Below are 18,175 nucleotides of genomic sequence, written 5' to 3' on the forward strand. Positions count from 1 at the left end.
AGGTCTCCCGCGTCAGGCCGGGTCCGGCGCCGTTCTGTCGGTGGCGCGAGGCACCATGGGACGGTGACCGGTTCAGCGCTCGACCACTTCACCCCGGTGACCAGGGAATGGTTCACCGGGGCCTTCGCCTCGCCCACCGCCGCCCAGGAGGGGGCGTGGGCCTCGATCGCCCGGGGCGACAACACGCTGGTGGTCGCGCCGACCGGGTCCGGCAAGACCCTGGCCGCCTTCCTGTGGTCGCTCGACCGGCTGGCCGCCGAGCAGACGGAGGCGGCGGGGCGGGCCGGAGCGCCCGCGGGCGCGGAGCCCTCCGGACGGGCGGACGGCCGCGACGGAGGCGGGGAGCGCGAGCCGGCGAAGGGGCGCCGCCGGCGGAAGGGCGGCGCGGAGGCGGACGAGCGGCCCGGGCGGTGCCGGATCCTCTACGTCTCGCCGCTCAAGGCCCTGGCGGTGGACGTCGAGCGCAACCTGCGGGCGCCGCTGACCGGGATGCGGCAGACCGCCCGGCGGCTGGGGCTGCCGGCGCCGGAGATCTCGGTGGCCATCCGGTCGGGCGACACCTCCGCAGAGGAGCGGCGCAGGTTCGCCGCCCGGCCCTCCGACATCCTCATCACCACCCCGGAGTCGCTGTTCCTGATCCTGACCAGCCAGGCCCGCGAGGCGCTGCGCGGCGTGGAGACGGTCATCCTCGACGAGGTGCACGCGGTGGCCGCCACCAAGCGAGGCGCGCACCTGGCGCTCAGCCTGGAGCGGCTCGACTCCCTGCTCCCCCGCCCCGCCCAGCGCGTCGGCCTGTCGGCGACCGTCCGGCCGGTGAGCGAGGTGGCCGAGTTCCTCGGCGGGCCGCGCCCGGCGGTCGTGGTGCAGCCGCCGTCGGAGAAGGAGATCGAGATCGAGGTGGTCGTCCCGATCGAGGACATGACCGAGCTCGACACCGCCCCCCGCCCCAGCCAGGACGACGACGCGTGGCTGACCGGGCAGCAGACGCGAAGGTCCATCTGGCCGCACGTCGAGGAGCGGCTCTTCGACCTGATCGGGGAGCACTCCTCGACGATCGTGTTCGCCAACTCCCGGCGGCTGGCCGAGCGGCTGTGCACCCGCCTCAACGAGCTCGCCTGGGAGCGGCGCCCGGGCGGAGACGGCCCCGGGGAGGACGTCTTCGGGACGGACGTCCCCGGCGCTCCGGTCCACTGGGCCGAGGGCTTCCCCCGGCCGCCCGCCTCGACCGCCACCCCGGCCGCGATGATGGCCCAGGCCGGGGCGAGCGCGGGGGTGGTCCCGGAGATCGTGCGGGCGCACCACGGCTCGGTGTCCAAGGAGGAGCGCGCCCAGATCGAGGAGGCGCTCAAGTCGGGGAGGCTGCCCGCCGTGGTGGCCACCTCCAGCCTGGAGCTCGGCATCGACATGGGCGCGGTCGACCTGGTGGCGTGCGTGGAGGCGCCGCCGAGCGTGGCCAGCGGCCTGCAGCGGATCGGCCGGGCCGGGCACCAGGTGGGCGCGGTCTCGCGGGGCGTGATCTTCCCCAAGTACCGCGGCGACCTGGTCCAGACGGCCGTGGTGGCCGAGCGCATGAAGCGGGGCGAGATCGAGGAGCTGCGCTACCCGCGCAACCCGCTCGACGTGCTCGCCCAGCAGATCGTCGCGATGACCGCTCTCGACGAGTGGACGGTCGACGAGCTGGAGACCGTGGTCCGCCGCGCCGCGCCGTACCGCACGCTGCCCCGGAGCGCGCTGGAGGCGACGCTCGACATGCTCGCCGGGCGCTACCCCAGCGAGGAGTTCGCCGAGCTGCGCCCGCGCGTCGTCTGGGACCGGGTCACCGGGACGCTCCAGGGGCGGCCGGGGTCGCAGCGGCTGGCCGTGACCAGCGGCGGGACCATCCCCGACCGGGGGCTGTACGGCGTCTTCCTCGCCGGGGAGAAGTCCTCCCGGGTGGGCGAGCTGGACGAGGAGATGGTCTACGAGTCCCGGGCCGGGGACGTCTTCGTGCTCGGCGCGACCTCCTGGCGGATCGAGGACATCACGGCCGACCGCGTGCTGGTCTCCCCCGCCCCGGGCAAGCCGGGCAAGCTGCCCTTCTGGCACGGCGACACGCCGGGCCGCCCCGCGGAGCTGGGCCGGGCGATCGGCGCCTTCCTCCGCGAGCTGTCCGAGTCCGGCGCCGAGGCCGCGCGGACCCGGGTCAGGGCCGCCGGCCTGGACGGGTTCGCCGCGGCCAACCTGCTGTCCTACCTGTCCGAGCAGCGCGAGGCCACCGGATACGTCCCGGACGACCGGACGCTGCTGGTCGAGCGCTTCCACGACGAGCTGGGCGACTGGCGGGTCGTGGTGCACTCGCCGTACGGCGCGCGGGTGCACGCCCCGTGGGCGCTGGCGATCGGGCGGCGGCTGCGCGAACGCTACGGCGTCGACGTGCAGGCCCTGCACTCCGACGACGGGATCGTGCTGCGCATCCCCGACACGCTGTCGGACCCGCCCTCGGACGTCGCGGTCTTCGACGCCGAGGAGATCGAGCGGATCGTCACCGAGGAGCTGGGCGGCTCGGCGCTGTTCGCGGCCCGGTTCCGCGAGTGCGCGGGCCGGTCCCTGCTGCTGCCGCGCCGCAGCCCCGGCCGGCGGACCCCGCTCTGGCAGCAGCGGCAGCGGGCCTCGCACCTGCTGGGCGTGGCCTCCCGCTACGGCTCGTTCCCGGTCGTGCTGGAGACGATGCGCGAGTGCCTGCAGGACGTGTTCGACGTGCCGGGCCTGGTCGCGCTCATGCGGGACATCGCGGCCCGGCGGGTGCGGCTGGTGGAGGTGGAGACGTCCCAGGCGTCGCCGTTCGCCGCGTCCCTGCTGTTCACCTACATCGGCGCGTTCATGTACGGGGGGGACGCCCCGCTGGCCGAGCGCCGCGCCCAGGCGCTGGCCCTCGACACGAGCCTGCTGGCCGAGCTGCTCGGCCAGGCCGACCTGCGCGAGCTGCTCGACCCCGATGTGATCGCCGACACCGAGCGCGAGCTGTCCCGGCTGGACCGGCCGCTCCGCGACGCCGAGGACCTCGCCGACCTGCTCCGCTCCCACGGTCCCCTGCTCGCCGACGACGTGAGCCTGCGCGAGGGCGACCCGGCGTGGCTGGCCGATCTGGAGACCGCCCGGCGCGCGATCCGGGTGCGGATCGCCGGGCACGAGCAGTGGGCCGCCATCGAGGACGCCGCCCGGCTGCGCGACGCGCTCGGCGTGCCGCTCCCGGTGGGCGTGCCGCACGCCTTCCTGGAGCCGGTGGACGATCCGCTCGGCGACCTCCTCGCCCGCCACGCCCGCACGCGCACGCCCTTCCCGGCCGGCACGGCCGCCGCCCGGTTCGGTCTCGGCCCCGCCGTCGTCGCCGACGCGCTGCGCCGCCTGGCCGCCTCCGGCCGGGTGGTGAGCGGCGAGTTCCGGCCCGGCGGCCGGGGCGAGGAGTGGTGCGACGCCGGGGTGCTGCGGATGTTGCGCCGCAGGTCCCTGGCCCGGCTCCGCAAGGAGGTGGAGCCGGTCCCCGCCGAGACGCTGGCCGCCTTCTCCCCGGCCTGGCACGGGATCACCGGCGCCCCCGGCCGGCGCAGGCCGCCGATCGACGCGCTGGTGGACGCGATCGAGCGGCTGCAGGGCGCGCCGGTTCCCGCCTCGGCGCTGGAGACGCTGATCCTGCCCTCCCGGGTGCCCGGCTACGACCCGTCCCTGCTGGACGAGCTGACCTCCTCCGGCGAGATCGTCTGGGCCGGGCAGGGGTCGCTGCCCGGCGGGGACGGCTGGGTCGCGCTGTACTTCGCCGACACCGCCCCCCTGCTGATGCCCGACCCGCCGGCGATCACCATGACCCCGCTGCACGAGGCGGTCCTGGAGGTCCTCGGCGGCGGGGGCGCGCTGTTCTTCCGCGAGCTGGGCGCCCGCGTCGGCGCGGTCCTGGCCGCCTCCGGAACGCCGGAGCACCCGGACCCCGCGGGCTCTCCGACGCCCGGCGGGACGCCGTCGACCGGGGAGGCTCCGCCGGCCCGGACGGGGATCACCGGCCGTGGGGCGTCCCGGACGGGGATCGCCCCGGACGACGCGACGCTCGTGGCGGCGGTCTGGGATCTGGTGTGGGCGGGACGGGTCACCGGCGACACCCTGGCCCCGCTGCGCGCGACGCTCGGCACCGGACGGCCCGCGCACCGCCCCGCCTCCACCCGCAGGCGCCGGGCGGTGCTGCCCTCCCGCAGCGGCCCGCCGACCGTGGGCGGACGCTGGTGGCTGCTGCCCGCGCCGTCCGGCGACGCCACCCAGCGCGCCCACGCCCAGGCGGAGGTGCTGCTGGAACGGCACGGCGTGGTGACCCGGGGCGCGGTCACGGCCGAGCGGATGCCGGGCGGGTTCTCCGCCGTCTACCAGGTGCTGCGCGTGTTCGAGGAGAGCGGCCGGTGCCGTCGCGGCTACTTCGTCGAGGGCCTGGGCGGCGCCCAGTTCGCCCTGCCGGGCGCCGTCGACCGGATGCGCGCGGCCGCGTCCCTCCCGGCCCCCCTGCCCTGGCAGGCCCCTTCCGGATCAGGCGGGGCCTGGGACGACGCCTCCGGCCGGACCGGGCCGGGGAGGCCGGATGAGTGGGGCGGTCCGGCGGGAGCGGCCGGGCGATGGAGCGGCTCCGAAAGTGCCGCGGGCGGGCAGTGGAGCGGCTCCGCGGATCCGGCGGGCGGGCGGCGGAGCGGCTCCGAAGGCGCCGCGGGCGGGCGGCGGGCCGTGGTGCTGGCGGCGACCGATCCCGCCAACCCCTACGGCGCCGCGCTGCCCTGGCCGGCCCACCCGGGGGACGTGTCCCACAAGCCGGGCCGGAAGGCGGGGGCCCTGGTGGTGCTGGTGGACGGCCACCTGATCCTGTACGTCGAGCGCGGCGGCAAGACGCTGCTGTCCTTCGCCGACGACGACCGCCTCCAGCCCGCCGTGGACGCGCTCGCGCTGGCCGTACGCGACGGCGCGCTCGGGAAGCTGACCGTGGAGCGGGCCGACGGCACCGCCGTCGGCGACTCCCCCCTCGCCGCCGCCCTGGAGGCCGCCGGGTTCCACCCGACCCCCCGGGGCCTGCGCCTGCGGGCCTGACGCCCGGCCGCGATGGCCTCGGTGACGCCGGACCGTGGCACACCGTGGTCCGTGACGGCATGCCGGCGGCGTTCATCGACCGGACCCTGGCCGGACCGGTCGACCGTCTCGACGAGGTCGTCGCCGCCTGGTGGCACGCCCGGCCACACGACCACGACATCACCGTGCGGCCTCAGCGGCCGAGGCCGGCGTCCCGGGCGCGGACGATGGCCTCGGCGCGGTCGGCGACCTGGAGCTTGGCCAGGATGTTGGACACGTTGTTGCGAACCGTCTTCGGTGACAGCACCAGGCGCTCGGCGATCGCCCGGTTGGGAAGGCCTGCCGCGATGAGATCCAGAACCTCCCGTTCTCGTGCGGTGAGTTGCGGGAACGCTTCCTCGGTGGCGGGGCGGAGGGTGGCCAGGCGCGCGAAGTAGGCGGTGACGCGGCCGGCCAGGGCCGGACCGAAGATCACCTCACCGCTGGCGACGGCGGTGATGGCGCGCAGGATCTCCCCCTGATCGGCGCCCTTGACGAGATAACCCCGGGCACCGGCGAGCATCGCGGCGAAGACGCTCTCGTCATCGTCGTGCATGGTGAGGGCCAGCACTCCGGTGCCGGGATGCGCCGCGACGATCCTCCGCGTCGCCTCGATGCCGCCCAGCTTGGGCATCTGCAGGTCCATCACGACGACATCGGGGCGCAACCGCCCGGCGAGGACGACGGCCTCCACACCGTCGGCGGCGGTGGCGACCACCTCGACGGCGCCGGTGGAGGCGAGCATCATGCGCAGCCCGTCGCGGTAGACCGGGTGGTCGTCCGCCAGGAGGACGCGGGGAGGCACGAGACCGCCCGGCGGGGAGGAGGGATCGGGTGCCATCGAATCTCTTTCGGTGCGAATCTCGCGGGTTCAGGCCCGGAAGGGTCATCAGGGTACCGGGCCCGGGGACGCCGCTCCCGACGCGTCGTTTGAACGTCATCCCGGGCCCGGAACCGTACCGTCGGGAACCGGGCCCCGGCCGTGCGGGATGGTTCCGTACGGGATGACCGCGTGGACCCGGGTGCCCCCGTCGGGGCGAGCCGCCACCGTGCAGCGCCCGCCGAGTTCCTCGGCGCGCTCGCGCATCGCGACGAGGCCGACGCCGGAGAGGGATCCGGGGGGCAGGCCGCGTCCGTCGTCGGTGACCTCCGCCTCCAGAGCGCCCCGGACGGCGGCCAGCCGGACCGCGCAGGTGGTGGCCCGGGCGTGGCGGGAGACGTTGGCCAGCGCCTCGGCGATGATCCGGTAGGCGGCGACCTCGACCGCGGCGGGCAGCCCCGGAAGGCCGCCCTCGATGTGGACGGCCACCTCCAGGGAGCCGCCGGCGAACCCCGCGGCCTGCCGTTCCACCGCTCCGGCCAGCCCGAACTGGTCCAGCGCCGGGGGACGCAGGCCGTGCACGAGGCGGCGCACGTCCGCCAGCATGGCCGAGAGGTCACCGCGCACGTCGTCCAGGGCCGCGTTCGCGGCCGGGAGGTCCCGCCCGGCCAGGTTGCGAGCGGCTTCGATCTTGAGGGCGGCCCCGGCGAGAAGAGGGCCGAGCCCGTCGTGCAGGTCCCGGCGGAGCCTGCGGCGCTCCTCGGCGATACCGGTGACGAGCTGCTCGCGGCTGCGCTGGAGCTCCTCGGTGAGCGCGGTGGCCCGGGCCGCCGCGGCGGCCTGCCGCAGGACGTCGGCCAGGAGACGCTGATCGGCGTCGGACAGCCGGGGGCCGACGCGGGGCACCAGGGCCAGCCGCCCGATCTGCGCCTCCCGGTAGGCGAAGGGCAGTACCACGACGTCGTCACGGCGGATGATGCCGTGCTCGACGACGTAGGTGCCCCCGCCGGGCCGGTCCAGCTCGACCCGGACGTACGGCGAGCGGAACGCGGTCGACAGCACCCGGGCCACCTCGCGCAGCAGTTCGTCCGGGCCGACGGACTCCTCCAGCCGTTCGGCCAGCGCGGAGACCACGTCGTACGGATCGCTCCGGCCGTTCAGGACCCGGTCGGTCCAGCGCTGGATGCGCAGCCGCAGCGGCGCGTAGAGTATGCCGACCGCCCCGGCCCCGATCACCGCGGCAAGCGGGTCGTCGACCAGTGCGCCCGCGCCCACGAAGACCGCGGTGTCCACGGCGACGACGGCCACGGCGAGCCCTCCGTACAGGATCGTCCGGCCGAGCAGAAGGTCCACGTCATAGAGCCGGTGGCGGGCCACCGCGACGAGGACGGCCAGCGCGAGGACGCCCAGGCAGGCCGGCCACAACGCCTCCGGGGCGCCCGGGAGGTACGGCCTGACGGCGAAGACCAGGGCGGTGATCACCAGGTTGACCAGGGCGGCGAACAGCATCCATCGCAGCCGCACGCGCAGCTCGGGGCCGGAGCCGCGGAACCGGGCGGCGAAGGCCGCCACCGGGATGGCCACACTGGTCAGCAGGAGCACCACGATGATCACCCGGGTCGCCTGCCACACCGGATCCGGCAACGCGGGAGTCACCGGGTCCAGCTCGATCCCGGTCAGGCCGGGGAAGGGCGGGTCCCCCTCGGAGATGATCCGCCACGGGACGGTGAACAGGATCAGGATCACCAGTCCGACACAGCCCAGCGCCGCCCCGGCGGGCAGGCGCCAGCGCGGCGAGGGCAGCCTCCCATCGGGGAACAGCAGCAGCACCAACGGGACGATCAGGTTCTGCAGAGGGCCGGAGCGCCCGCCGACGAACAGCGCGGCCGCGGTGAACGGCAGGTCGCCGCCGTGTCGGACCACGGACAGCGCTGCGTAGGCGGCGCAGAACCCGCCCGCGCAGGCCACCACGGCTCCGCCGAGAAGTAGCCAGGCCACGGGATGCCGGGGCAGCCGGTGGACGAGTACGGCGCCCGATGCGACCAGGATGAGCCCGGCGGCCACCGAGGACCACGACGGCCACGCGATCGGGTCGGGCCGGACCGCCTCGCCGAGCCGCACGCCGGCCCAGACGCCTCCGGCGGCGGCGAGCACGCAGAGCGGGGACAGGACGAGGGCGGCCACCCGGAGCAGCCGGTCGGCGGGGTCCGTGCCGAGGACCCGCGGGAACTCCGGACCCGGGACGTCGGCGGGAGCGGGGGATCCGGCGGGGGTCCCCCGGCCCGGAGCATCCGCGGAACCACGACCCTCCCGATCCGGGGCGGCGGCGGAAGCAGGCGACCGGGAAGAAACCCGCTGGTCAGAATGAGGGGCCACGCCCGGATTGTCCCATTGGTGGGGTCCCGGCCTCCCGGGTCCGGCGTCCCGATGGGACGGGACGGCGGGCCCGCGGACAGGAGCCCTCCGACCCGTGCGAAGCCGGGCGGATTCGGGACGGCGACGGGCCGGATGCTCCCTGGCCGCCCGGGACGGGCCCCGCCGACGCTGGTCTCTCCGACCTGCGACGAAGGGAACCACCATGGAAAGGCTTCTGAGACGGATACGGCTCGCGGGAGCGATGATATGCGTCGGCGCGGCCTCCTGGGCGGCGGGGACGATCATCGCGGGCGAGGCCATCCAGACGCGCATCGTGCACGTCTCGACGGTCACCGGGATCCTCTACCTGCTGGGCGTCGCCGCGCTCGCCTGGACGGTCATGGCGACCGGGGCCCTCAAGAGCCGGGTGATCCCGATCGTGCAGCTCGTCCTGCTGGCGGGGGCGCTGGTGTACAGCGTCGCCTCGTTCGGCTACCGCTTCCACGACGACATGACGGGCTGGCTGGTCGTGACAGATGTGTGCTGGCCGCTGGCCAACCTGTGCACCCTCGTCATGGGGATCGCCATAGCCTGGGCGGGCCGGTGGTCTGGCCTGCTGCGCTGGTGCCCGCTGCTCTGCGGGGGCTGGCTGGTCGTGATGATCCCGGTGAAGAACATCCTCGGAATGGGCGTGGGCGTCTACGTCAGCGCCGCCTGGCTGCTGGGCTCCTACGCGGCGCTGGGACTGGCACTGGCGCTGCGCCCCGCCGCCGCCCTGCCTCGCGGGACGGCGGCGACGGCCGTCACCGCCGGAGTGTGACCACCCCCGCCGTGGGTCCCGGCGCCGCGGCCGGCGGGGTGCGGATCACTGGAGTTCCTCGCGGAGCGCGGCGAGGAACAGGGCGGCGTCCCGGCCGTTGACCAGGCGGTGGTCGTAGGCCAGGCCGATGTCGGCGACGGTCCGTACGGTCACCGCGCCGTCGGCGGCCAGGACGACCTCCGGCCGGGGGGAGGTCACCGCGAGGGCGGCGGCCGTGCCGGGCAGGACGATCGGGACGGCCAGGATCACGTCGGCGTCGGTGTGCAGGGTGACGGTGATGTTCGCCCCGGTCAGGTCCTTCTCCCGGAAGTCGCCGGTGGCGGCGGCCAGCCGGTGGCGCATCATCGTGGCGGCGATGTCGCGCAGGGAGCCGGTCTCGCGGACGACCGGCACGTACAGGCCCTCGCCCAGGTCGAAGGTGACCCCGACGCACGGGGCGTCGGACAGCCGGACCACCGGCCCGGCCGGGCCGCCGGACGCGCCCCCCGCCTCTTCCCCGACGGAGGCGAACAGCAGCGGGAACCTCCCGTGCAGCCCGGCCACCGCCCGCACGAACAGCTCGGGCAGGCCGACCGGGCGGCGCACCTCGCGGGTCAGCCCGCGGGCCCGTTCCAGGGCCGGGCCGACATCGAAGCGCATCACGGTGTAGGCGGCCGGGACCGTCCGGTGGGAGAGGGTCACGGCGCGGGCCACGGCCCGCTGGACGCGCGACAGCTCGTGCCTCCCGGCCGCGTCCTCCGTCGCCGTACGGCCCGCCTCCGCACGGTCCGCGCCGCCCGCCTCCGCACGGCCGGTGTCATCCGCGCCGCCCACGTCTACGCCCACGCCGCCCGCGGCGGCGTCCGCGGCGGCGAGGCGCTCGACGTCGGCCCGCCGGACCAGCGGCAGCCCCAGGGCCAGCACCCGGTCCTCGGCGACGCCCAGTTCCAGCATCGCGGCGCGGGCCGGGGCGGTGATCAGGGAGTCGGCCGCTCCGGCGGGCGCTCCGGCCGCCGCACCGCCGGCGGCCCCGGATGACGCTCCGCCGGACGGCCCCCCGGAGGCCGCCGCGGATTCCGCGGAGTCCCCGGCGGGCGCGTGGGCCCCGGAGGCGGCGGCGCCCTCGGAGAGGATGCGGGCCAGTACGGCGCCCGGGGTGATCCAGGTGTCCTTGGCCGCGGCGTGGACGAGCAGGCCCGAGGCGACCGCCTCGATCTCGTCGGCGGCCTTGGAGGTCTCCAGGACCGCCACCGCCTCCCCGGCGCGCACCGGCTCGCCGTCGCCGACGAGCCACTCCACGACCAGGTACTCGGTGTCCTGGTTGTTCAGCTTGGGGACGAGGACGTCAGTCACGCAGGGCCTCCCGTACGGCGCGGTGGATCGCGGACTCGGTGATGAGGACCTCCCGCTCCAGGTGGGCGGCGGTGGGGATGACCGACGCCGCAGAGTGGACCAGGCGGACCGGGCCGCGCAGCCGGTCCCAGGCGCGCTGGTGGACCAGGTGGGCGACCTCGCCGCCCCAGGTTCCGCCGGCGGTGCTCTCCTCGGCGACCAGCACGACCTCCCCGAGGTACGGCAGCAGCGCCCCGACCTCCAGCGGGTACAGCCGGGACGGCACCAGCAGCCGGCAGGAGATCTCCTCCTCCAGCAGCAGCGACCGCATCGCCCCCAGCGCCCGGTGCGCCGTCCCGCCCGGCGCGACGATCACGCAGTCGGGGCGGGCGGCCGGTTCCGGCAGGGCCGGGTCCACCACGGCCAGCTCGCCGTCGCGGCGGACCGTGAACAGCGGGTCCGCCTGGCCCATCGGCCGGGTGTAGAGGATCTTGTCCTCGAAGAACAGGCACGGCTCGCCCCGCTCCACCATGGCCGCGAAGACCTCGCGGTTGTCGTGGAAGGGCGACATCTCGTACAGCGCCAGGCCGGGCATGCCGATGAAGTGCTTCTGCAGGCTCTGGCTGTGCGTGGGACCGTAGCCCCGGCCGCCGCCGGTGGGGCAGCGAACGATCATCCGCAGCGGCAGGCGGGAGCCGTACATCGACACCGACTTGGCGGCGAAGTTGCACAGCTGGTCGAAGGCGAGTGCGGCGAAGTCGCCGAACATGATCTCGGCCACCGCCGTGTTGCCGGTCAGGGCGAGCCCGGCCGCGACCCCGGTGAGGGCGCCCTCGCTGATCGGCGTGGTGATCACCCGGTCGGGGAAGCGGGTGGACAGCCCCTTCGTGATCTTGAAGGCGCCGCCGTACGGGTCGAGGACGTCCTCGCCCAGCACGTACGCCGTGGGATCGTCGTCGAGCAGCCCGTGCAGGGCGGCGTTGAGGTTCTCGGCTACGCGCACGGCGACCACCTCGACGGCGGGCGGGCGGCGACCTCGTCGGCCACGCCCTCGACCAGGGCCCGGGCCGGGCCGTCGAACCGGTGGAAGTGCTCGGGATGGTCCTGGGCGTAGCGGGCGTACCAGTCGTTCTCCGCCGCCGCCCGGACCGCCTCCGGCGGGCGGGTGTCGTCGCCCTTGCTGTGCGGGCCGAGGCGGTGGGTGACGAACTCCGCCGCCAGCGGCCGGCCCTCCCGGACCCGCGCGACCAGCGGCTCCAGCCCGGCGCGGATCTCGTTGACGTCGCCGGAGACCACGAGGTGGTGGTCGACGCCGAACGCCGCCGCCCGGCCGGCGACGGTGCCCGCCATCTGCGCGGCGGTGGGCGTGGACTGGGCGATGCCGTTGTTCTCCACGACGACCAGCAGCGGGAGCCGCCAGAGCGCGGCCAGGTTGAGCGCCTCGTAGACCGCGCCCTCCCCCCACGTGCCGTCGCCGATGTACACGCAGGCCAGGGCGCCGGGGTCGGTCCGCCGCAGGTGGAGGGCGACGCCCGCGGCCACCGGCAGGCTCTCGCCCTGCACCCCGGTGGACAGGTAGCGGTCGCGGTGGATGTGCTGGCTGCCGCCCACCCCGCCGCAGACCGCGCCCTCCCGGCCCATGATCTCCGCCAGCAGGCCGTGCGCGTCGCCGAACCGGGCCAGGTAGTGGCCGTGGCCCCGGTGGTTGCTGAACACGAAGTCGGCGGGGCCCAGCAGGGTGCGCAGCGCCACCGGCACGTACTCCTGGCCCAGGCAGGTGTGCGTGGTGCCGTTCAGCTCGCCCCTGCCGTACAGCTGGAGCAGCTTCAGCTCGAAGTGCCGGATCAGCAGCAGCAGTTCGAGGTCGTCGTCGGACAGGCGGGAGAGCCCGGGCCGGCCGGTCGCCGGGTCGAGGGCCGGGACGAGGGTCTCAGTCATCGCCGAGGATCTTGACGATTCCGGCGATGGTGGGGTTGTCGAAGAAGTCGTCCAGCTCGACCTCGACGCCGAGGCGCTTGCGCATCCGGACGATGATCTGCGTGATGGTCAGGGAGTGGCCGCCGAGGTCGAAGACGTCGTCGTGGTCGCCGATCGGCGAGACGCCCAGGACCTCCTCCCAGATCTCACGGATCTGGTCGGCGCGGGTGGGGACGGAACCCATGTCGTGCTCCAGGGGTGTTGCGCGGTTCTTCGGTGGGTCTCGGACGGGTCTCGGTGCGTGCGGCGGCGGTCCGCCGGATGGGGGCGGCCGCGGAGAGCCGCCGGGAGTCGTTCAGTCGCGGGGCTCCAGCTCGCGCAGGCGCAGGCCGGGATCGCGGGCGACCCGGTCCAGCAGCAGGCGCAGATCACCGGCCAGGCCTTCCGCGTCCGGCACCGCCTCGGGATCGTGCCGCAGGGCGACGACGAGACCGTCCGGCCCGTCCACGCACTGCAGGTGGAGCGCGCCGCGGACGGAGCCGTTGGGGACGGCCCAGTCCACCGCGCAGTCCAGGCCGGTGAAGACCGGGTCCGGGACGGTGCGGGTGCGGTAGCTGACCGAGACGGGCGCCAGCGCGGCGTGCGGCCGCAGGCGGGGCAGCGCCCGGCTGAGCGGGACCCGGCGGAACCGGTAGATCTCCCGCAGCCCGGCCCGCAGACCCGCGGCGAAGTCGTGGAAGGCGCTCTCCGGCTCCGGGCGCGAGGCGACGGGCAGCTCGTTGACGAACACGCCGATGTGCCCGGCGGCCTCGGGAGGCCGGGTGGACAGGTCCACGGCCGTGGTGACGTCGGCGTTGCCGTACCCGGCCAGCAGGGCGTGCAGCGCGGCGAGGAACGTCTCGAACCGGGTGAGCCCGGCCACCGGCGTCAGGTTCACGGGGAAGCGCAGCGTACGGCCCCCGGCCGCCCGGCGGGAACGCAGCGCCCGGCCGCGCACCACCGTCTCGCCCGGCTCCCGCCACCGGGCGCCCCAGAACTCCCGGGCGGCCGGCAGCTCGGCGGCGACCCGCTCGCGTTCGGCCCGGCCGTGGTCGAGCGCCGGCAGCGGGGCGAGCCGCTCGCCGTTGTGCAGGGCGGCCAGATCGCGGACCAGGATGTCCTTGGAGTGGCCGTCGAAGACCAGGTGGTGGGCGGTGAAGGCGAGCGTGTGCCGTCCGGGGCCGGTCTCGATGAGGGTGAACCGCGCCAGCGGCCCCTTCTCCAGGTCGAACGGGGCGAAGACCTCCCGCCGTACGGCCTCGGGCCAGGTGTCCGGGTCCCCGGCCGCGTGACCGTCCGCCACGGAGGCGCCCGCGGCGCCCGCAGCGTGACCGTCCGCCCCTGAGACGCCCGCCGGGTCCCCGGCCGTGAACGCCCGTCCGGTCCCGGGCCAGGCCGCCCGCATGCGCCGTACCGGCACCGGGACGCCGGGGGCCAGCCGCAGGCCTCCGCCCGCCTCGGCCACCACGGAGCCCAGCATCGGGTGCCGGTCCACGACCGCGGCGCAGGCCGCCAGGAGTTCTGAGCCCGCTGTGTCCCCGCGCGAGCTCATGCCGACTTCTGAGCTCGCTGACGGGTCCGGCTCGCCGCGCAGGTGGACCAGGAGCGGCATGTGATAGGCGGTTCCCGCCGCCCCCGTCTGCTCGGTCACCCATATCCCCTGCTGGAGGAAAGTGACCTCGGCGCCGTCCGGGCCGGGGGCGGGCGATGCGGGATCGAAGGCGGGCGGCACGGGGCCGGGAGGCGGGTTCGGCGGGCTCGCGTTCATACCGGGATCTCCTCGGCCGCGCCGGGAGCCGCAGCCGCGCCCGAGGCCGTACCGGAGTCCGAGACCGCACCCGGGGCCGTGCCGGAGACGAGGGTTTCACGCAGGGCCCGCTTGTCGGCCTTGCCACCGGCGTTGCGGGGCAGGGCGGGAACCGTGATCACGTGGGCGGGCAGCTCCTGCGGCGCGAGCCGGTCGGACAGGAAGACGCGGAGCTCCTCGGCCGCCAGCGGCTCGCGGACGACCAGGGCGACGGCGACGACCGTCCCCAGGACCGGGTGCGGCACCCCGAACGCGGCGGCCTCGACCACGGCCGGGTGGCCGAACACGGCTTCCTCGACGTGGAGCGTGGAGACCTTGTAGGCGCCGGACTTCACGACGTCGCTCTCGCGGTCGACGAGGTAGAGGTAGCCGTCCGGGTCCAGGCGGCCGAGGTCGCCCATGCGGACCCAGCCGTCGCGGAAGGTCCCGCTCTCCGGATCGCCGTAGTAGGAGCGCGACGCGGCCGGAGAGCGCATCCAGACCTCGCCGGTCTCTCCCGGCGCGAGCGGCTCCCCCTCCGGGGTGGCGATTTTGATCCGCCCTCCGGCCACCGCCCGGCCCACGCTGCCGGGGCGCTCCGGATCGAACATCATGATCGTCTGGGCGGGTGCCGCCTCGGTCGAGGTGTAGTAGTTGGTGATCGTCGCGTTGGGGAAGGCGCCGGTCAGCGCCTCGGCGACCGTCGAGGGCAGGGGCGCCGCGGCCGAGCCGAGCAGCAGCACGCTGGACAGGTCGTGCCGCTCCGCGACTCCGGCGTTGAGCAGTTCGATCGCCATCGCCGGGACGAGGAAGACCGTCCCCGCGCGGTAGGACTCGATCAGCGCGGCGAAGCGGCCGGGCGTGAAGCGGGGCAGCGTGACCACGGCGGGGTGGGCGTCGAGGGCGTTGATCAGCATCGTCTGGCCGGCGTTGGTGCCGATCGGGAAGGCATGGACCAGATGCCGCGAGTGCGCGAACGGGCGCCGCCTGCCGCCGCAGCCGTGGGCCAGGTTCGCGTGGTTCGCCGCCACACCCTTGGGACGCCCGGTCGTGCCGGAGGTGTAGAGGATCTGCGCCAGGTCTCCGGGATCGGGATCGGCCCTCTCATGGGAGGTTTCCGCCGCGGAGACCGCCGCGGAGACGGACGCGCCCTCCGCGCGCAGCACCTCCGGCGTCACGGTCCAGCCCTCGGCGGGCGCGTCCGCCCCCTCGGCGTGGACGACCCCCGCGGCGCCGCAGTGACCGAGCATGAACCGCAGGTCGGCGGGGGCGAGGCGGTCCGAGAGCGGCACGGCCGCCGCCCCGGCCTTGAGCACCCCGAAGAACGCCACGGCGTAGTCCGTCCAGTCCCCGCTGCCGAACACCAGCCCCACGCGGTCGCCGCGGGTGACACCGCGCCCCAGCAGGCCGTTCGCGATCTCGGTCGAGCGTTCTTCCCACTGGCCGTAGGTGAGCGGCGCGGAGCCCCGCACGATCAGCGCGACCCCGTCGGGATCGGCGAGCGCCCGGTCCCTCAGCAGGCGGGTGACGGTCAGGTTCACCATGTGAACCTCCCAAAAAGATCGGATGTATGCGGGCCGTGGCCGCTCGGCCACCAGGGCCACAACAGGAAAGAATCTTTACTATTCCGATTCGAGCGTCAGTCTTACATGATCGAAAGGGTGACGCAAGCCCTTTGCCATGACCCGCCGAGCGGATCCGGAACCCTCTACCTCAAGGTCTTGCGCACCCCGAACGGAGGTGTAACACTGACGAACCCACCTTATTGAAAGGTTTCTTTCCGGAAACCTCGCTTTCCAGAACCCTGTTCGACAGCGGCTCCGGTTCCTCCATCGCTGAGACCCGGCCGATCCGGACGCCGACACGTCCTATGTCTGCCGATCGGAGAGGGCGGCCGGCAGCGTCACCTACCGAGGACGCCGTGGTGCGGGGAAGGGGACGGCACGTCTCGGTGAAACGGAGGGCTGAGATGGAGGAAGCGGCCGTGCGGGAAGCCCCGGCGCTCAGGGAGCGGCTGGCCGCGCTGGTGGCCTGGGCCTCTGACGGGACGGTCACCGCCGCCGAGGCGCTGGCGGCCACGGTGCCGCTGTCCGCGCTGGGGGTCACCTCCCTGGCGCAGATGCGCCTGATCGACGCGGTGGAGCGGGAGTTCGGCATCGAGTTCGACTTCTCGGACGGCGAGGTCGACGTGCTGAACGACCTGGGAGCCCTGGAGCGCCGCATCACCGGGGCGGTGTGATGGACGTCCGCTCCCCCGAGGGGATGGACGCCCGCTCCGGCGGGACGGTGGAGGCCCGCTTCTCCGGGGGCAGGTCGGGTACGGCGCCGCTCACCTGGGGCCAGCGGGCCATCTGGGACGCCGTCCGCAAGACCGCCCCCGACGACCGATACTTCAACTTCGGCCAGATCCTCCCGGTGCCCGGCCGGGCCCGGCCGCTGACCCCGGAACGGGCCGCCGCGGCGCTCGGCTCCCTGGTCGAGCGGCACGAATCGCTGCGGACCCGGCTGGGCCCGGCGGATCCCGACCGGGCTCAAGCAGACCAAGCCCAGGCAGAGCAGGCCCAAGCAGAGCAGGCCCAAGCAGAGCAGGCCCAGGCGGACCAAGCCCAGGCGGAGCGGGTTCGGCCGTACCGGCCGCTGGAGGACCCCGAACCGCAGCAGGTGCTGGAGGGTTCGGGCACGCTCACCGTCACCGTCACGACCGGCGATCCGGAGCGGCTGCTCGACGAGCTGACGGCGACCGCCTTCGACTACGCCGCGGAGTGGCCGCTCCGGGCCGGGCTGGTGGTCGACGGCGACGAGGTGACCCACCTCGTGCTCGCCTTCTGCCACCTGGCCGCCGACGGGATGGGCGCCGAGGTCGCCCTGCGCGACCTGCGGCTGCTGCTGACGCGCGGCGCCGTACCGGGCCCCGTCCCGCCGCGACCGCTGGACCTGGCCCGCTGGCAGGAGTCCGAGCCCGGCCAGCGGGTGGCCCGCATGGCCGCCGAGCACTGGGAGCAGGAGTACCGGCGCATCCCGCCGACCATGTTCGACCGCCCCTCGGGGGAGGCGGCGAGCCCGCCGGTGTGGCGGGCGAAGATCGTCTCCCGGGCGATGGACCTGGCCGCGCAGCGGATCGCCGCCCTGCACTCCACGAGCACCTCGACCGTGCTGCTGGCCTTCTCGTCCTCGCTGGTCACCGAGGTGACCGGGCACGAGGTGTGCGCGATGCTGCCGATCGTGGGCAACCGCTTCCGCGGCGACACCGTGAACGCGGTCACGACGCTGTCCCAGGAGGGCCTGTTCGTGCTCGAAGCGGGCCACGAGGACGTCGCCGCGCTGCTGCGGGCCGCCAAGCCGGCCGCGCTGCGCGCCTACCGCTCCGCCTACCACGACCCGCGCGACCGCGACCGGCTGACGGCCGAGATCAGCCGGTCCCGGGGAACGGCCGTCCACCCCTACTGCTGTTTCAACGACATGCGCTTCACCGACCGCGCCGACGCCACCCACGACGAGGCGACGGTACGGCGGGCGCTGGCCGAGACGGAGCTCACCTGGCCGCTCCAGCAGGACAAGCTCAACTGCCGGTTCTGCCTGCACCTGACCGCCGAGCCCGGCGGGCTGGGGGTCTCGGTGACCGCCGACACCCGTTTCCTGTCCCGGCCGGCCATGGAGCGCTACCTCCTCGACCTGGAGTCCGCGCTGGTGGCGGCGGCCTTCGCCGGGGCGCCGGAACTCGTCGGCTGACCTCCCCGCCCCGCCGGAACCCCGCGGAGCCCGGGCGCCCCCCGCTGAAGGAGATGCGATGACCGTCTACGCCTACGCCGAGTCCACCTCCCGCGCCCAGGGCGAACGGCTCGTCTTCCACCTCGACCACACCTCCCGGGCCCCGCTGAGCGGCTCGGTGAGCGTCGAGGACGTCGCCTCCGGCCGGCGTGTCCTCGACGCCGCCTTCAACGGACCCCGCTGGACGCTCGACATCCCCGGCGACTGGACCAGCTCGCTCTACCGGGCAATCTTCACTGTTTCTCCA

General features: G+C 74.9%; 12 protein-coding genes and 1 pseudogene. 5 read left to right on the forward strand and 8 right to left on the reverse strand.

All coding sequences use genetic code 11. The features are described 5' to 3' along the window. Positions 1 to 63: 63 nt before the first annotated feature. Positions 64 to 5,094, forward strand: a complete 5,031-nt coding sequence (locus Plo01_RS20220) for an ATP-dependent helicase (RefSeq protein ID WP_239316701.1) — start codon at positions 64 to 66, stop codon at positions 5,092 to 5,094. A 172-nt stretch (positions 5,095 to 5,266) separates the two neighbouring features. Here Plo01_RS20220 and Plo01_RS20225 read toward each other — a convergent pair whose 3' ends face one another. Beyond that, on the reverse strand, positions 5,267 to 5,953 hold the full coding sequence (locus tag Plo01_RS20225) for a response regulator (RefSeq protein WP_203892200.1): 687 nt from the start codon (positions 5,951 to 5,953) through the stop codon (positions 5,267 to 5,269). A 96-nt stretch (positions 5,954 to 6,049) separates the two neighbouring features. Beyond that, positions 6,050 to 8,308, reverse strand: a complete 2,259-nt coding sequence (locus Plo01_RS20230; protein ID WP_239316703.1) for a sensor histidine kinase — start codon at positions 8,306 to 8,308, stop codon at positions 6,050 to 6,052. Between the two features lie 202 nt (positions 8,309 to 8,510). On the opposite strand from Plo01_RS20230, the gene Plo01_RS20235 reads away from it, so the two are divergent. Then, positions 8,511 to 9,107 carry a hypothetical protein gene (locus Plo01_RS20235; RefSeq protein ID WP_203892202.1) on the forward strand — a complete coding sequence of 199 codons (597 nt, stop codon included), beginning with the start codon at positions 8,511 to 8,513 and terminating at the stop codon, positions 9,105 to 9,107. 45 nt (positions 9,108 to 9,152) lie between these two features. Here the strand turns inward: Plo01_RS20235 and Plo01_RS20240 are convergent, their stop codons facing one another. The 6 genes from Plo01_RS20240 to Plo01_RS20265 form a co-directional block, all read right to left on the reverse strand. Further along, complete coding sequence (locus Plo01_RS20240; protein WP_203892203.1) at positions 9,153 to 10,439, reverse strand: 2-oxo acid dehydrogenase subunit E2; 1,287 nt, start codon at positions 10,437 to 10,439, stop codon at positions 9,153 to 9,155. Next, on the reverse strand, positions 10,432 to 11,421 hold the full coding sequence (locus tag Plo01_RS20245; RefSeq protein WP_203892204.1) for an alpha-ketoacid dehydrogenase subunit beta: 990 nt from the start codon (positions 11,419 to 11,421) through the stop codon (positions 10,432 to 10,434). The genes Plo01_RS20240 and Plo01_RS20245 overlap by 8 nt, the downstream gene beginning before the upstream one ends. Beyond that, positions 11,412 to 12,356: a thiamine pyrophosphate-dependent dehydrogenase E1 component subunit alpha gene (locus Plo01_RS20250; protein ID WP_203892205.1), complete on the reverse strand. Its 945-nt coding sequence runs from the start codon at positions 12,354 to 12,356 to the stop codon at positions 11,412 to 11,414. The genes Plo01_RS20245 and Plo01_RS20250 overlap by 10 nt, the downstream gene beginning before the upstream one ends. Then, positions 12,349 to 12,579, reverse strand: coding sequence for a phosphopantetheine-binding protein (locus Plo01_RS20255; protein ID WP_203892206.1), 231 nt, complete (start codon positions 12,577 to 12,579; stop codon positions 12,349 to 12,351). Before Plo01_RS20255 ends, Plo01_RS20250 begins: the two co-directional genes overlap by 8 nt. Positions 12,580 to 12,690: 111 nt before the next feature. Further along, complete coding sequence (locus Plo01_RS20260; RefSeq protein ID WP_203892207.1) at positions 12,691 to 14,142, reverse strand: condensation domain-containing protein; 1,452 nt, start codon at positions 14,140 to 14,142, stop codon at positions 12,691 to 12,693. Continuing rightward, positions 14,139 to 15,704, reverse strand: coding sequence for a class I adenylate-forming enzyme family protein (locus Plo01_RS20265; protein WP_203892208.1), 1,566 nt, complete (start codon positions 15,702 to 15,704; stop codon positions 14,139 to 14,141). Before Plo01_RS20265 ends, Plo01_RS20260 begins: the two co-directional genes overlap by 4 nt. 425 nt (positions 15,705 to 16,129) lie before the next feature. Between Plo01_RS20265 and Plo01_RS20270 the strand changes: the two genes are divergently transcribed. The 3 genes and pseudogenes from Plo01_RS20270 to Plo01_RS20280 all read left to right on the forward strand — a co-directional run. Beyond that, positions 16,130 to 16,399: an acyl carrier protein gene (locus Plo01_RS20270; protein WP_203892209.1), complete on the forward strand. Its 270-nt coding sequence runs from the start codon at positions 16,130 to 16,132 to the stop codon at positions 16,397 to 16,399. Further along, on the forward strand, positions 16,399 to 17,889 hold the full coding sequence (locus Plo01_RS20275) for a condensation domain-containing protein (RefSeq protein ID WP_203892210.1): 1,491 nt from the start codon (positions 16,399 to 16,401) through the stop codon (positions 17,887 to 17,889). Before Plo01_RS20270 ends, Plo01_RS20275 begins: the two co-directional genes overlap by 1 nt. A 58-nt stretch (positions 17,890 to 17,947) precedes the next feature. Then, positions 17,948 to 18,175 (forward strand): annotated as a pseudogene (locus tag Plo01_RS20280) (N,N-dimethylformamidase beta subunit family domain-containing protein); the annotation flags it as partial.

It is taken from the genome of Planobispora longispora, assembly GCF_016863135.1.
Classification (GTDB): Bacteria; Actinomycetota; Actinomycetes; order Streptosporangiales; family Streptosporangiaceae; genus Planobispora; species Planobispora longispora.

Excerpts from the sequence above, each read along its gene's own strand:
- Plo01_RS20275 (WP_203892210.1), top strand. The coding sequence starts at position 16,399 with ATGGACGTCCGCTCCCCCGAGGGGATGGACGCCCGCTCCGGCGGGACG.
- Plo01_RS20235 (WP_203892202.1), top strand. The coding sequence starts at position 8,511 with ATGGAAAGGCTTCTGAGACGGATACGGCTCGCGGGAGCGATGATATGC.
- Plo01_RS20265 (WP_203892208.1), bottom strand. The coding sequence starts at position 15,704 with ATGGTGAACCTGACCGTCACCCGCCTGCTGAGGGACCGGGCGCTCGCC.
- Plo01_RS20255 (WP_203892206.1), bottom strand. The coding sequence starts at position 12,579 with ATGGGTTCCGTCCCCACCCGCGCCGACCAGATCCGTGAGATCTGGGAG.
- Plo01_RS20260 (WP_203892207.1), bottom strand. The coding sequence starts at position 14,142 with ATGAACGCGAGCCCGCCGAACCCGCCTCCCGGCCCCGTGCCGCCCGCC.
- Plo01_RS20270 (WP_203892209.1), top strand. The coding sequence starts at position 16,130 with ATGGAGGAAGCGGCCGTGCGGGAAGCCCCGGCGCTCAGGGAGCGGCTG.
- Plo01_RS20225 (WP_203892200.1), bottom strand. The coding sequence starts at position 5,953 with ATGGCACCCGATCCCTCCTCCCCGCCGGGCGGTCTCGTGCCTCCCCGC.
- Plo01_RS20250 (WP_203892205.1), bottom strand. The coding sequence starts at position 12,356 with ATGACTGAGACCCTCGTCCCGGCCCTCGACCCGGCGACCGGCCGGCCC.